The organism is Nonomuraea sp. NPDC059007 (assembly GCF_042740555.1).
Taxonomy (GTDB): Bacteria; Actinomycetota; Actinomycetes; order Streptosporangiales; family Streptosporangiaceae; genus Nonomuraea.
The window spans coordinates 84,618-98,702 of record NZ_JBHYJD010000022.1 but is presented as its reverse complement, the minus strand read 5'-3'; the positions used below and the strand labels follow the sequence as shown (position 1 = coordinate 98,702).

12 protein-coding genes are annotated in these 14,085 nt (G+C 70.4%); 6 read left to right on the top strand and 6 right to left on the bottom strand.

The features are described from left to right. Window positions 1-36: 36 nt before the first annotated feature. Genes ACFWY5_RS32135 through pgsA form a run of 4 tightly spaced genes read right to left on the bottom strand, consistent with a single transcriptional unit; the run spans window position 37 to window position 3,180 of the window. Window positions 37-579 carry a hypothetical protein gene (locus tag ACFWY5_RS32135; RefSeq protein ID WP_379622451.1) on the bottom strand — a complete coding sequence of 181 codons (543 nt, stop codon included), beginning with the start codon at window positions 577-579 and terminating at the stop codon, window positions 37-39. Continuing rightward, the gene (locus ACFWY5_RS32130; RefSeq protein WP_379636379.1) at window positions 576-1,682 is read right to left on the bottom strand and encodes a glycosyltransferase family 4 protein; all 1,107 of its coding nucleotides are present in this window, start codon (window positions 1,680-1,682) and stop codon (window positions 576-578) included. The genes ACFWY5_RS32135 and ACFWY5_RS32130 overlap by 4 nt, the downstream gene beginning before the upstream one ends. Continuing rightward, window positions 1,679-2,587 carry a phosphatidylinositol mannoside acyltransferase gene (locus ACFWY5_RS32125; RefSeq protein WP_379622447.1) on the bottom strand — a complete coding sequence of 303 codons (909 nt, stop codon included), beginning with the start codon at window positions 2,585-2,587 and terminating at the stop codon, window positions 1,679-1,681. Before ACFWY5_RS32125 ends, ACFWY5_RS32130 begins: the two co-directional genes overlap by 4 nt. Next, window positions 2,584-3,180, bottom strand: a complete 597-nt coding sequence (pgsA, locus tag ACFWY5_RS32120; RefSeq protein ID WP_379622445.1) for a phosphatidylinositol phosphate synthase — start codon at window positions 3,178-3,180, stop codon at window positions 2,584-2,586. The genes ACFWY5_RS32125 and pgsA overlap by 4 nt, the downstream gene beginning before the upstream one ends. A 167-nt stretch (window positions 3,181-3,347) precedes the next feature. Between pgsA and ACFWY5_RS32115 the strand changes: the two genes are divergently transcribed. The 3 genes from ACFWY5_RS32115 to ACFWY5_RS32105 all read left to right on the top strand — a co-directional run bounded on the left by ACFWY5_RS32115 (window position 3,348) and on the right by ACFWY5_RS32105 (window position 9,351). Continuing rightward, window positions 3,348-5,486: an elongation factor G-like protein EF-G2 gene (locus ACFWY5_RS32115; protein WP_379622443.1), complete on the top strand. Its 2,139-nt coding sequence runs from the start codon at window positions 3,348-3,350 to the stop codon at window positions 5,484-5,486. Between the two features lie 134 nt (window positions 5,487-5,620). Beyond that, on the top strand, window positions 5,621-7,183 hold the full coding sequence (locus ACFWY5_RS32110) for a glycoside hydrolase family 10 protein (RefSeq protein ID WP_379636377.1): 1,563 nt from the start codon (window positions 5,621-5,623) through the stop codon (window positions 7,181-7,183). Window positions 7,184-7,275: 92 nt separating this feature from the next. Further along, window positions 7,276-9,351 (top strand): hypothetical protein, encoded by a 2,076-nt coding sequence (locus ACFWY5_RS32105; RefSeq protein WP_379636375.1) that lies wholly within the window; start codon window positions 7,276-7,278, stop codon window positions 9,349-9,351. A 9-nt stretch (window positions 9,352-9,360) separates the two neighbouring features. Here ACFWY5_RS32105 and ACFWY5_RS32100 read toward each other — a convergent pair whose 3' ends face one another. After that, a complete protein-coding gene (locus tag ACFWY5_RS32100) occupies window positions 9,361-9,894 on the bottom strand; it encodes an HIT family protein (protein ID WP_379636373.1) in 534 nt (177 codons plus the stop codon). Between the two features lie 63 nt (window positions 9,895-9,957). Between ACFWY5_RS32100 and ACFWY5_RS32095 the strand changes: the two genes are divergently transcribed. From ACFWY5_RS32095 to ACFWY5_RS32085, 3 genes are all read left to right on the top strand, one after another. Then, the gene (locus ACFWY5_RS32095) at window positions 9,958-10,407 is read left to right on the top strand and encodes an Asp23/Gls24 family envelope stress response protein (protein WP_379636371.1); all 450 of its coding nucleotides are present in this window, start codon (window positions 9,958-9,960) and stop codon (window positions 10,405-10,407) included. Window positions 10,408-10,726: 319 nt separating this feature from the next. Then, complete coding sequence (locus ACFWY5_RS32090) at window positions 10,727-11,446, top strand: PIG-L deacetylase family protein (RefSeq protein WP_379622433.1); 720 nt, start codon at window positions 10,727-10,729, stop codon at window positions 11,444-11,446. Between the two features lie 444 nt (window positions 11,447-11,890). Then, complete coding sequence (locus tag ACFWY5_RS32085; protein WP_379636369.1) at window positions 11,891-12,094, top strand: TM2 domain-containing protein; 204 nt, start codon at window positions 11,891-11,893, stop codon at window positions 12,092-12,094. Between the two features lie 161 nt (window positions 12,095-12,255). On the opposite strand, the gene ACFWY5_RS32080 is transcribed toward ACFWY5_RS32085, so the two are convergent. Next, complete coding sequence (locus tag ACFWY5_RS32080; protein WP_379636367.1) at window positions 12,256-14,004, bottom strand: family 20 glycosylhydrolase; 1,749 nt, start codon at window positions 14,002-14,004, stop codon at window positions 12,256-12,258. Window positions 14,005-14,085: the final 81 nt, after the last annotated feature.

The window sequence follows — 14,085 nt, the reverse complement described above, 5'->3', positions numbered from 1 at the left end:
GAACGGACGAAGCTTACCGGCGATGAACAAATTCGGTCATTCAGTTGCCATACTCTTCGGCGGATCATCATCAATCTCGAAAAATCGGGGAAAATCGGTGTGACCCGCGAGGCGCAGGGTCTTGGCCAGCCAGCGCTGCTGGGCCGTACGCGTGACACCGACCGCGTTGTTGTGGAAGCGGCGCGAGTAGACCACCTTGGTCACCACCGCGTCGAGCTCCTCCAGCAGGTCCGCGCCGCCCGGCGCCTCGGCCAGCTTCTCCCGGAAACGGTCCTGGTCCACCACCGCGCGGATCGTGCGCGACAGGTCGCTCTCGGCCCGCTCCCGCTCCTCGGGACCGGCGATCCTGGCCTCCTGGGCCGCGGTGGCCAGCATGAGCGAGGTGGCCGGGTCGAGGATGCGTGAACCGGCCATCAGCAGCACCGTCGAGCGGCGCTGCAGCAGCGCCGCGTCCAGCGCCTGCCCCGCCAGCTCCAGCCGGATGTGCAGGCGGTCCAGCCGACCGGCCCGCCAGGAGATGTAGACGGCCGTGAGCACCACGACGATGCCCACGATCAGGATGATCACCGTGGAGGTCACGACGCGTCCTCCTCCACCCGGCCGGCGCCGCCCGCCGTCACCGTCTCGTACACCCGCACCACGTCCCGTGCCACCGTCGACCAGTCGTACTTGCGCACCGCCACCAGCGCCTCGGCGGCCAGCTTGGCCCGCCGTTCCGGCGCCGCCAGCAGCGCCCGCGCCTCCTCGGCCAGCGAGGCGGGGTCGCCGTTCCTGAACAGCGCGCCCGCCTGCCCCTCGCCCAGTACCCGGCGGAAGGCCGGGATGTCGCTGGCCAGCACGGTCGCCCCCGAGGCCATCGCCTCGGCCAGCACGATGCCGAAGCTCTCCCCGCGCGTGTTCGGCGCGCAGAAGACGTCCACCGAGTGGTACGCGCGGATCTTGTCCGCCTCGCTCACCATGCCCAGCACCGTCACCCGGTCACGCAGCTCCTTGGGCACCTTCACCTCGCCGGGCCCGGCGATGAGCAGCTTGGCGTCCGGGATCGACTTCAGCGCCTCCATCAGGATCGGCAGGCCCTTGCGCTCCTCGTCCACCCGCCCGAGAAAGCCGATCGTCGAGCCGTCGGGACCCCAGCCGTCCAGCGGCTCCGCCTCCGTGTAGCGCGCGACCGTCACCCCGTTGGGAATCAGCACCGTGTCCCCGCCGAACTGCTCCACCAGGCTCTTGCGTGCCGCGTCGGAGACCGCGATGCGCCCGTGGAGCTTCTCCAGCGCGCTGCGCAGCAGCGGCTCGGCCACCGCGATCGCCCGCGAGCGGGTGAAGGAGGCGTGGAACGTGGCCACGATCGGCCCCTTGGCCGCCCAGCAGGCCAGCACCCCGAGGCTCGGGATCAGCGGCTCGTGGATGTGCAGCACGTCGAACCCGCCGTCGCGCACCCACCTGCGCACCCGCGCCGCCGAGATGAACCCGAACGACATCCGCGCCACCGACCCGTTGTACGGCACCGGGATCGCCCGGCCCGCCCCGGTCACGTACGGCGGCAGCTCGTCGTCGTCGGCGGCCGGCGCGATCACCGACACCTCGTGGTCCTGCGCGATCAGCGCCTGCGCCAGGTCGTCGATGTGCTGTTTGACGCCACCCGGCATGTCCCACGAATAGGGGCAGACGATGCCGATTCTCATCGCGTCAGGTCCTCCAGCCACAGTCGCTGCAGCATGTGCCAGTCTTCCGGGTGCTGCGCGATCCCCTTCTCGAACACGTCCGCCAGCCCCTGCGCGACCGAGGCCACCTTCTCCTGGCGGGTGCCCTCGCCGGGCACCGGCACCTCGGGGTGGATGTCGATCCCCCAGTCGTCGCCGTGGAAGTAGACGATGGCGGGCAGCAGGGCGCATCCGGTCTGCACGGCCAGCAGCGGCGGCCCGGCGGGCACCTTCGTGGTGGCCCCGAAGAAGCGCACCTCGACGCCGCTCTTGGTCAGGTCGCGCTCGGCGGGCAGGCAGACGACCCCGCCCCGCCGTACCCGCGTCGCCAGGGTTCCGAAGTTGTGGCCGTCACCGCCCGTGAGCGGCAGCACCTCCATGCCGAGACCCTCGCGGAAGGCTACATAACGGCGGAACAGCGACTCGGGCTTGAGGCGCTCGGCCACGGTCGTGAACGGATGCCCGACCCCGACCAGCCACGCGCCCGCCTGGTCCCAGTTGCCCATGTGCGGCAGCGCGAGCACCACGCCGCGGCCGGCGGCCACGTTGTCGTGGACGTGCTCGGCGCCGGTCACGTGGGTACGCCTGACCACCTCGGCACGGTCCATGGACGGCAGCCGGAAGATCTCGTGGAAGTAGCGGAAGTAGGAGCGCATGCCCTGACGGGTGAGCTCGCCCAGCTCCGCGCCGCCGACCGGCAGGCCGGTGACCCGGCTCAGGTTCGACTCCAGGCGGCGCACCGACTTGCCCCGCTTGCGCCAGACCCGGTCGGCCATGAAGCGGAAGGCCGCCGCCGTCGGCTTCTTCGGCAGGTACGGCACCAGCGTCCACCCCGCGGCGAACCCGGCGGCCACCGCCCGGTCGGCGACGGACGTCTTCTCGCTCATGACACCCCCGACTGTCGGTAGACGTGCACGACCCGCTGCACCACGGTGATCGCGCTGGCCACGGCCAGCACCCACATGCCGATCGCCAGCACGTAGGGGACGAACCAGAAGCACGCCGCCACCAGCCCGACGACCAGCCGCTCCGGCCGCTCAGCGAGGCCGACGTCGCACTCGATGCCGAGCCCCTCGGCCCGCGCCTTGGCATAGGACACCAGCACGCCGGCGACCACGTTGAACAACGTGACCGCCACCATGGTGATATTGCCCTCAATCGCGAAATAGAGGGTCAAACCACCAAAAATGGCCGCGTCGGCCACCCGGTCGAGCGTGGAGTCGAGGAAGGCCCCCCACTTCGTGCCGCCGCTGCCGCCCAGGCGCGCCACCACGCCGTCGAGCAGGTCGAACAGCACGAACACGGTGATCACCAGGGCGCCCGCGGTGAGCATGCCCATCGGGAAGAAGAACAGGGCCGACACCACGGTGCCGAGCGTGCCGATCGCGGTGACGGCGTCAGGGCCGATCCCGCGGCGGACGAGGGCCCTGCCCAGCGGGGTGAGGATCCGGGTCATGGCCGGGCGCAGGAGTTTCAGCATCGCGCTCCGATCGTAGGCCATAAGAGCCCGCTGGACTTTCTTTGCCTCACCCCCCTTGTGATATTCGCCACAGGGGTATTTGGTGAACACACCGCGTCCATGCGGTTTCTGAACCCTTCCGCGCGGGCGCGGCGTTGGAACCCCCACCCAACGACGCGGGAGGCAATGTGGCAGAAAAGAATCCCGGCGGCCATGCGGGAGCCGCGGGCAGGGCACCCACGGCCGACAGTGCGGACGCCATACGCAATGTCGTGCTGGTCGGCCATTCAGGAGCGGGCAAGACGACCCTGGTCGAGCACTTGCTGGCGGCGACGGGCACCATCCAGCGCACCGGCCGGGTCGAGGACGGCAACACGGTCACCGACTTCGACGAGGTCGAGGTACGCCAGCAACGTTCGGTGAACCTCGCACTGGCGCCCCTGGTCTACAACGACATCAAGATCAACCTTCTGGACACCCCCGGATACGCCGACTTCGTCGGGGACCTGCGCGCCGGGCTGCGCGCCGCGGACGCCGCCCTGTTCGTGGTCTCGGCCTCCGAGGGCGTCGACGGCCTGACGCAGATGCTCTGGGAGGAGTGCGCCCAGGTCGGGATGCCGAGAGCGGTGGTCATCACCAAGATCGACCATCAACGGGCCGACTTCGACGAGGTCCTGGCCACCTGCCAGGACGTCTTCGGCGACGGCGTGGCCCCCCTCTACCTGCCCGTCATCACCAACGGGCACGTCAACGGACTCATCGGGCTGCTGTCGCAGAAATTCTTCAACTACGCCACCGGCAACCGCTCGGAGAAGGAACCGGGCCCGGAGTACGAGGCGCAGATCGCCGAGCACCGGGACTCGCTCATCGAGGGCATCATCCAGGAGAGCGAAGACGAGTCGCTCATGGAGCGCTACCTCGAAGGCGAGCCGATCGACACCAAGGTCCTCATCGAGGACCTGGAGAAGGCGGTCGCCCGCGGCAGCTTCTACCCGGTCCTGTGCTCGGGGACCGGCATCGGCGCGATCGAGCTCCTGGAGATCATCACCCAGGGCTTCCCCGCCCCGGCCGAGCACCCGATGCCCGAGATCACCACCCTCGACGGCAAACAGGTCAACGGCATCACCTGCGACGCCGACGGCCCGCTCGTGGCCGAAGTGGTCAAAACCACCTCCGACCCCTACGTGGGCCGCATCAGCCTCGTCCGCGTCTTCTCCGGCACCCTGCGCCCGGACATGACCGTCCACGTCTCCGGCCACGGCCTGGCCGACCGCGGGCACGAGGATCACGACGTCGACGAGCGCATCGGCACGCTCACCTCGCCGCTGGGCAAGCAGCAGCGCGGCGTGGCCAAGGGCGTGGCCGGCGACATCGTCGCGGTCGCCAAGCTGTCGCGCGCCGAGACCGGGGACACGCTCTCCGAGGTCGACAACCCGCTGCTCATGACGTCCTGGACGATGCCCGACCCGCTCCTGCCCGTCGCCATCCAGGCCAAGTCCAAGGCCGACGAGGACAAGCTCTCGCAGGCCCTGGGCCGCCTGGTCGCCGAGGACCCGACGCTGAGACTGGAGAACAACGCCGAGACCCGCCAGCTCGTCCTGTGGTGCATGGGAGAGGCCCACACCGACGTGCTGCTCGACCGCCTGGCCAAACGGCACGGCGTCGAGGTCGAACGGATAGAACTACGCGTGCCGCTGCGCGAGACCTTCGGCGGACAATGCAAGGCCATGGGCCGCAACGTCAAGCAGACCGGCGGCCACGGCCAGTACGCGATCTGCCATCTGCAGGTCGAGCCCCTGCCCTCCGGCGGGGGTTTCGAGTTCGTGGACAAGATCGTGGGCGGCGTGGTGCCCCGGCAGTTCATCCCCTCCGTCGAAAAGGGCGTGCGGGCCCAGATGGAGCGGGGCGTCGTGGCCGGGTACCCGATGGTCGACGTCCGCGTCACCCTCTACGACGGCAAGGCGCACTCGGTCGACTCCTCCGACATGGCCTTCCAGATCGCCGGGCAGCTGGCGCTCAAGGAGGCCGCGACGAAGGTGCCGACCCTCCTGCTCGAACCCGTCGACGAGCTCGCGGTCCTGGTGGCCGACGACTACGTCGGCTCCGTCATGTCCGATCTGTCGTCGCGGCGCGGCAGGGTACTCGGCACCGAACCCGTGGGCACCGGCCGCACCCTCGTCAAGGCGGAGGTCCCCGAACTGGAGCTCGTCCGCTACGCCATCGACCTGCGGTCGATGTCGCACGGCACCGGCATGTTCACGCGCACCTTCCTGCGCTACGAGCCGCTGCCGTCGCACCTGGCGGGCAAACTGGCCGCCGCCGAGTGAGGCTCGGTGTGTCTGTTGGTACGGCCGGCCGCCGTCACACGCGGCACGGCCGTACCAACAGTCACACAATCATCACGAATCCATTTCGTTTTTTGGGCCAAAGCACGTCAGTGGCGATGCCAGACTGAGGAACCATGCGAACCGGACGACCTCTGTTTGCCGCCGTCACGATCGCCGTCGTCACCGCCGGCGCCGCCTACGCCCTTGGGCCGGGGACCGCGGAGAAGACCGCCAGTGGCGCGGCGAAGAAGGCCACCACGGCCGCCGCACCCGCCGCCTGCACGCCCGACGCGCGCTATCCCAAGCGGCAGCTGCGGGGCGTCTGGATCGCCACCGTGCGCAACATCGACTGGCCCTCGCGCACCGGGCTGAGCCCGGACCGGCAGAAGGCCGAGTACGTGAAGATCCTCGACGCCGCGGCCAAGCGGCGGCTCAACGCGGTCTTCGTCCAGGTCCGCCCGGCCTCCGACGCGCTGTACAAGTCCTCGCTCGAGCCCTGGTCGCAGTACCTGACCGGCACCGCGGGCAAGGACCCCGGCTGGGACCCGCTGCCGTTCCTCATCGACGAGGCGCGCAAGCGGGGCATGGAGTTCCACGCCTGGTTCAACCCCTACCGCGCCTCCTACGACGCCAACGCCGCCAAGCTGCCGGCCGGCCACCCGGCGCGCGTGCACCCCGACTGGATCGTCAAGTACGGCGACCGCCTCTACTACAACCCGGGCCTGCCCCAGGTGCGCGAGCACGTCACCAAGGTCATCACCGACGTGGTCAAGCGCTACGACGTGGACGGGGTCCACTTCGACGACTACTTCTACCCGTATCCGGGCGAGGGCGGCACGTTCAACGACAAGGCCGCCTTCGCGAAGTATCGTTCGGGCAAGAACCTCGCCGACTGGCGGCGTGACAACGTCAACAAGCTCATCGCCCAGGTCGACAAGGCGGTGCACGAGACCCGGTCGCCGGTGAAGTTCGGCATCAGCCCGTTCGGCATCTGGCGCAACAAGGCACAGGACCCGACCGGCTCCGCCACTTCCGGCATGTCGGCCTATGACTCGATTTATGCGGACGCGCGACACTGGATCAAGAACGGCACCGTCGACTACGTGATGCCGCAGCTGTACTGGCCGCGCGGGCTCAAGGTCGCCGACTACAAGGCGCTGGCCCCCTGGTGGGCCAAGGAGGTCAAGGGCACCGGCGTCGACCTCTACATCGGCCAGGCCCTCTACCGCGTCGGCGCCAAGGACGACAAGGCCTGGACCAGGCCCGGCGAGCTGTCGGCCCACCTCACGCTCAACCGCAGGCATCCCCAGATCGACGGCGACGTCTACTTCAGCGCCAAGCAGTTCCTGACCAACCCGCTGAAGGCCATCGACAAGGTCGCCGCCGACCACTACGCGCGCCCCGCCCTGCTGCCCCTCATCAAGGAGCGCGGCGGGCAGGCCCCGGCCAAGCCCGCCGGAGCCAAGGCGAGTGGCGGCACCCTGACCTGGACCGCCTCGCCCGGCGCCCGCGCGTACGCGGTCTACCGGGTCCCCGACAAGGGCGAGGCCTGCCAGGGCGCCGACGCCCGCAGCCTGGCCGCGGTCGTCACCGCCCCGTCCTTCGCGGCGGCGCGGCCGGGCACGTACCTGATCACCTCGCTGGACCGCCTCCACAACGAGTCGAAGCCAGTGAAGGTCACGGTCGCCCCGGTCTGACCTCGCCCGGCTCCTGCGGTGAGCCCGCGTGGTCCGGCGATGCGTGAGACTATGTCGTGCCACACACGGGCTCTACCGCGGGAGGACATACGGTGAGGCGGGCGCTGGTCATCGTGACCATGCTGATGGGTCAGCTGCTGCTGGCGGGGGCGTTCGCCCCCGCGGGACTGGCGGCCCCACCTCCCGCCGCGCGGGTGGCGCTGATCGGGATCCCCGGTCTGCACTGGAACGACATCACCCAGCAGGACACCCCCAACCTTTTCAAGCTCTCCCAGAACAGCGCGATCGGGTCGATGTCCGTCCGGACCGTGGGCAGCGTCACCTGTCCCTACGACGGCTGGCTGACCGTCTCGGCGGGCATCCGCTCCGCCTCCGGCGGCAGTTGCGGCGCCCCGCCGGTGCCGGAGCAGCGCGGCGCCGGCGCGGTCGTCCCCGGCTTCCGCTCCCTCATCGACGTGGGCAAGCAGAAGAACGCCGGCGCGCTGGGCGAGACGCTGAAGAAGGCGGGCACCTCCACGATCGCGATCGGCCCCGGAGCCGCGCTGGCGCTGGCCGACACCACCGGCGCGGTGCCCGTCTACCGCTCCTCGCCGCTGCAGGTGAAGACGGCCGACCTGCAGAGCGCCCAGCTCGTCGCCATGGACGTCGACGACCTGATCCGCCCCTACCTGCCCGGCGGCCGCATCGCGCGGGTGCCCGACCTGCTCAGCGCCGAGGACCGCCGCAACGCCCTGCACCTGGCCGACGCCAAGGCCGAAGCGCTCCTGTCGATCCTCCCGCCCGGCACCACGGTGATGCTGGCGGGCGTCTCCGACCACGGCAGCGTCCCGCACCTGCGGGCGGCGATGCTGAGCGAGCCGGACGCGGCGGGCCGCGAGCTGGGCGCCGCCTCCACCCGGCGCGACGACATCTCGATCCTGCCCGACCTGACCACCACCGTGCTGACCAAGCTGGGCGTGGCCGTACCGGCGACGATCATCGGGCAGCTGTGGGAGACGGGAGCCACGGGCGCGACCCCGCGGCACATGGCCGACGCCGACGAGAGCGCCCAGACCATGCGCTCGGTCAAGGGCCCCTACTTCACGGTCCTGGCCGTGCTCCAGGTCCTGTTCTACGTGCTCGCCTTCCTGCTGCTGCGCCGCCGCAAGGGCCTTTCCTGGGTACGGCTGGCCGCGGTCGCCCTGGCCGCGCTCCCGGTCACCTCGTTCCTGGTGAACCTGCTGCCGTGGTCGTCGCACGTGGAACTGTTCGGCGGGATGGCCGCCTTCTGGGCCGCGCTGACCGTGCTGGCGCTGGCCGGCCCGTGGCGGCGCCACCCGCTGGGCCCGCTGGCCGTGGTCGCCGGCGTCACCACGCTGACGCTCGCCGGTGACCTGCTGACCGGCACGACGCTGCAGCTCAACAGCTTCATGGGCTTCAGCGCCGAGCAGGGCGCCCGCTACTACGGCCTCGGCAACATCCCGTTCGCGCTGCTGGCCACCGGCACGCTGCTGACAACGACCGTGATCGCCCACCGCTTCCCCGGCAAGATCGGGGCCGCCGTCGTGGCGGTGCTGGGCGCGTTCGCCATGGTGCTGGGCGGCTCGGGGCTCGGCAGCGACTTCGGCGGCGTCATCGCCTTCGTGCCGGGCATCGCGGTGACCGCCCTGCTCATCCTGGGCAAGCGGATCTCGGTGCTGAAGCTGGCGCTGTTCTGCGTGGCGGGCGGGCTGGCGGTCACGGCCTTCGCGGTCGCCAACTACCTGAGGCCGCCCAGCGAGCAGTCACACCTCGGGCGTTTCGTCGGCCAGGTCCTGAACGGCGAGGCCGTCGAGGTGGTCTGGCGCAAGTTCGAGGCGATGATCAGCACGCTCATCAACCCCAACCTGGTGCCGATCGTGCTGGCCGCGCTGGGATTCCTGATCTACGCGATCCTGCGCCCCGAGAAGGCGTCCGCGGGTGTGGTGCCCGCCGCCTTCGCCTACTCGCCCGCGCTGAAGGCCGGGCTGATCGGAACGCTGGTGAGCGGCGTGGTGGGCATGCTGGTCAACGACTCGGGGGCGGCGATCCTGTCGATGGCGCTGGCCATGGCGATCCCGTTGCTGCTGTCGGTGGGCATCGCCGTACTGCCGGGGGTCCGCGAACCCGTGAAGGACCCCGACGAGCACCTGGCCACCAGCGGCACCTGAGGCCGGTTTTCAGGCGTCCCAGGCGCCGGCGAGCAGGTCGCGGGTGTCGCGCAGCATCTGCGGCAGGACCTTGGTCTGCGCCACGACGGGCATGAAGTTCGTGTCGCCGCCCCACCGGGGCACCACGTGCTGGTGCAGATGGGCGGCGATACCGGCCCCCGCGACGTGGCCGAGGTTCATGCCGACGTTGAAGCCCTGGGCGCCGCTGGCCTTGCGCAGCGCGCGCAGCGAACGCTGGGTGAAGTCACCGAGCTCCGCCATCTCGGCCGGGTCGAGCTCGTCGTAGTCGGAGACGTGCCGGAACGGCACCACCATCAGGTGGCCGGAGTTGTAGGGGTAGAGGTTCAGCACCGCGTACACGACGGTGCCGCGCGCCACGATCAGGCCGTCCTCGTCGCTCATCTTGGGGATCTCGCAGAACGGGCAGCCGTCGCCGGGACCGGAGCCGGACGGCTTGTTCTCGCCCTTGATGTAGGCCATGCGATGAGGGGTCCACAGCCGCTGGAAGTTGTCGGGCTCCCCGGCCCCTGCCTGATCGTGCATAGGTAGCAGCATAGGCCCCCGGCTTACCGGACAACTGGGGCACATATCCGTCACAATCCCCCCATGAGCGAAGTATTAGCGGAACAGACGGAACAGACGGAGCCCGCGCCCACGCCCGCCGTCGTGAAGGGCCGGATCAAGGTAGCCGACGAGGTCGTGGAAAAGGTCGCCGCCCTGGCCGCCCTGGAAGTCGCCGGAGTGGCCGACATGGGCGGCGACCTGGCCAGGGCCTTCGAGTCCGTACGCGACCGGATCGGCATCGGCTCCCGCCGCGGCAACCAGGGCGTCAGCGCCGAGATCCAGGACCGGCAGGTGGCGGTCAACCTCGTGATCGTCGTGGAGTACGGCCACGTGGTCATGGAGGTCGCCGCCGAGGTCAAGACCAACGTGGCCCGCACGGTCGGCCGCATGCTCGGCATGCGCGTCACCGAAGTCAACGTCACCGTCGACGACGTCCGCCTCCCCGGCGAGCCCCGCCCCACCCCCGAACCGGACATCTCTCCCATCTCCTGATTTTCCGGCTTTTCTCTCCTTGACGCCCGCACCCACAAGTCCCACCCGTCGCGGCCCTCTCCGTCCCATCCGTTACCGCCGACCACCGTAAGTCCCTCTGTCCCTCCCATCCGTTACGGCAAGCCGCCTTGGCGCCTCCCGCCGACCATGGCAGGGCTCTGCCGAACCACGCTCCTCCGGTGATGTCGCCGCGCCGCCGTAACGCGGCACGTCACCCCCGGCCGTGGCCAGTCGTCACTCAGAGCGCCGGACCGAGGACGGGAGACCGTTGATAGGCAGGGGTGCGCGGGAGTGGGGGGTGGGCGTCTAAGGTGTGGGCATGGTTGATCAGCTTGAGCCCATGCCCGAGGACTGGACTCGTGCGCTCGCGATCGTCGCGCACCCCGACGACCTCGAGTACGGGTGCGCGTCCGCCGTGGCCACCTGGACCGACCAGGGCCGCGAGGTCGCGTACGTGATCGTGTCCAGCGGCGAGGCCGGGATCGACTCGATCGAACCGGCCAAGTCGGGCCCGCTGCGTGAGCAGGAGGAACGGGCCAGCGCGGCCGTGGTCGGGGTGTCGAGCGTGGAGTTCCTGGGCTACCAGGACGGAGTGATCGAATACGGGCTCCCCCTGCGCCGGGACATCGCGGCGGCGATCCGCCGGCACCGTCCGGAACTGGTGATCACGCTCAACCCCGACGACACCTGGGGCGGCACGATCTGGAACACCCCCGACCACCGAGCCGTCGGCCGTGCCGTCCTGGACGCCGCCGGTGACGCCGGAAACCGATGGATCTTCCCGGACGCCGGCGAGCGCTGGGACGGCGTCCGCTGGGTAGCCATCAACGGCACCCCCGACCCCACCCACGCCGTCGACGTCACCACGGGCCTGGAGCGCGGAGTCGCCTCCCTCATGGAGCACCGCGCCTACATCGAAGCCCTGACAGACGAGGACGTGGAGTCCTACGCCCGCTCCATCGTCGAACGCTTCCCCAAGGAAAGCGCCCCCCAGTACGGCGACCGCCCCGCCGTAACCTTCCGCCTCTACCCCCGCTAACCACCTCCCTCACACTCCCACTCAGTCGGCCACAACCCAGGCCACATGTCGGGTATCCGCAGGCCCACACCTCACCCGACCGACCCCCGCACGCCAGGGCTCACCGCTATCACCCGAGGCATGTAGCGCCCACAGGCCGGGCGCCAACCGGGGGCCACTGCCCGGGACACGCGGCGAGACCATGGGTGAGCCTCACCGCGCAATACACGTGCCGCAGCCACCGGCCGGACGGCGCGCAGCGAGGCGGTGGTGGCGGGGGGAAATCGTGCAGTGGGGGATATTGGACGTGTTGTCTTACATATCTGGCGCTACTGCTGGCGGCCCCACACCCGGCTTGCTAGGGTTTCGGCCCTGCGGAGATCGTCTCGTCGATTCCGCCGCACCGGGCTGCCCATGCCATCGCGCCCCGTGCACGAAACATCCCCCACATCAGAAGGATCCATCATGACCAGGTCATGGCTCGTCGCCGTGCTGCTCTGCTTCTTCCTCGGCGTCTTAGGCGTCCACCGCTTCTACGTCGGCAAGATCGGCACCGGCATCCTCCAGCTCATCACCCTCGGCGGCTTCGGCATCTGGGTGCTGATCGACTTCATCATGATCCTGGTCGGCGCGTTCAAGGACAAGCAGGGGCAGCCGCTGGCCAAGTGAGCGCCTAAGCAGCGTGCTCAGGCCCTGACGGCCGCGCGGCAGCCTCTCCCCCAAGCCTCACGGCACCGAGGCTGCCGCCCCGCCGACCGCACAGAACCGGCCACCCAGAACGTGCCGCACAGAACGAGCCGCACAGAACCGGCCGCGAAACCCCACCGCCGCTACCCGCTCCACCACTCGATCTCCAGCCCGTCGGGCGCGCCGACCGCCCGCAGGCACGCGTAAGCCCCACCGGCCTCGACGTCCAGCACGTTCCAGGTGGTGGTGGGCAGCCACTCGACCACCGCGAGATCCTCCCAGGGCCCATCGGCCGCGGGCGCCCCCTGGAACCTGGTCCCGCGCACCGCGTCCAGCGCCTGCCACACCGGCTCCGGCCACTTCCCGCCCACGGCCCGCGCACCGGAGGGCACCGCGGGCCGGAACCGCACACGCCGGATGCGGGCAGGCACGGTCGCCGCAACAACAGGCCACCCCTCACCCACCGGCCGCACCCCACTGACCGGCCGCAGCTCGCCGACCGGCCGTAGCCGCGCGCTTCCCGGGTACGGCAGCGCGTCCACCACAGCCAGGTAGTCATCCACGTCGCCCAGCAGCGGCCCGCCCCACAACCGGTCGGCCAGGACGTCCAGCGGCCGGGTGGCGTACCAGTCGAAGTAGGCGTCGGTCTGTTCCTCGGCCCAGTCGGCCCACACGCACAGCTGGTAACCGGTGACCTGCGACGGTGTCCAGTCGTGGTAGAGGTGGCGCGGGTCGGCGGTGACGTAGTTGATGCCGGTGCGGTTGCCCGGGGCGGTGCGCGGGGTGACGTAGTGGCTGACGGCCGGGGCGGCGATCACGTCGTAGCCGTCGTCGGAGAAGGCGCGTACCTCGGCCTCGGTGTCCGGCCAGGCGGTGAGGCGGATGTCGCGGGCGGGGCTGATCCGGTGGGTGCCGCCGGAGGCGTACTCCCACCAGTTCCACATCTCCGGCCGTTTTCCATGATCCCGGACGACCTGGGCGAGCTCGTTGACGAAGGCGATGAGCGCGTCGCTGGGGCCGTGGTCCGGGTGGATCGAGCGGGCGTACGCCACCAGGGCGGGAGCGGCCGACAGGGCGGGCTCGACCGGCCATTCGTCGGCGCCGATGTGGATGGCCGGGGTGTCGAAGGCGGCGCAGAACGCGGCCAGCAAGCCCTTGATCCACTCGCGGTTGGCGGGCCGGGTGATGTCCATCGTCCAGGCGTCGGTGGCGTACCCGGTCCAGTGGGCGCCGTCGTTGAGGCTGTCGTCGGCCGGACGCAGCTCGGGACGGCGGGCGATGAGGTGGGAGGCGTGGGCGGGCAGGTCGATCTCCGGCACCACCTCGATCCGCAGCGAACGGGCGTAGCCGATCAGCTCGTCCAGCTCGTCGAGGCTGTACGCGGGCTCGGTGGCCAGATCCTCATAGCCGGGCAGGCGGACGCGGAAGCCGTTCCACTCGGTGAGGTGGAGCTGGAGGCGGTTGTAGCCGAGCCAGGCGATCCGGCGCACGAACCGGCGCAGGTAGGCGAGGTCCCAGTGGCGGCGGCCGAGGTCGAGCATGACGCCGCGGACGGCGACCGCCGGGCCGTCGGCGATCGTGACCTGGGGCAGGTCCCGGCCGGACAGCAGCTTCAGCACGGTCTGCAGGCCGTAGAAGGCGCCGGCGGGGTCGGCGGAACGCACCCGGACCCGCTCGGCGATCTCCAGGACGTAGGACTGCGGCGCGAGCGCGGGGTCGGCGGTGAGTTCGAGGTCGGCGCCGCGTTCGCGCTCGGGGAGGGGCAGCCCGGTCGCGGCGCGCAGTTCGGCGAGCAGCGGCCCGGCGCCGGGGCTGATCGTGGTGTGCGGGCCGAGGCGCAGGCGGGCGCCGCCGGAGCTCAGCCGGTGGGGGGTGGGGACGAGCGGGATCACACAGTCTCCGTAGATCGGGATGCCGTGCGACTGACCTTAACCTTCGTTTCCGGGCATCCGGCACTTCACCGGGAACATCAT

Coding starts and splice junctions, on each gene's coding strand:
- ACFWY5_RS32130 (WP_379636379.1), bottom strand. CDS start 1,682: ATGAGAATCGGCATCGTCTGCCCCTATTCGTGGGACATGCCGGGTGGC.
- ACFWY5_RS32125 (WP_379622447.1), bottom strand. CDS start 2,587: ATGAGCGAGAAGACGTCCGTCGCCGACCGGGCGGTGGCCGCCGGGTTC.
- pgsA (WP_379622445.1), bottom strand. CDS start 3,180: ATGCTGAAACTCCTGCGCCCGGCCATGACCCGGATCCTCACCCCGCTG.
- ACFWY5_RS32110 (WP_379636377.1), top strand. CDS start 5,621: ATGCGAACCGGACGACCTCTGTTTGCCGCCGTCACGATCGCCGTCGTC.
- ACFWY5_RS32100 (WP_379636373.1), bottom strand. CDS start 9,894: ATGCACGATCAGGCAGGGGCCGGGGAGCCCGACAACTTCCAGCGGCTG.
- ACFWY5_RS32095 (WP_379636371.1), top strand. CDS start 9,958: ATGAGCGAAGTATTAGCGGAACAGACGGAACAGACGGAGCCCGCGCCC.
- ACFWY5_RS32090 (WP_379622433.1), top strand. CDS start 10,727: ATGGTTGATCAGCTTGAGCCCATGCCCGAGGACTGGACTCGTGCGCTC.
- ACFWY5_RS32085 (WP_379636369.1), top strand. CDS start 11,891: ATGACCAGGTCATGGCTCGTCGCCGTGCTGCTCTGCTTCTTCCTCGGC.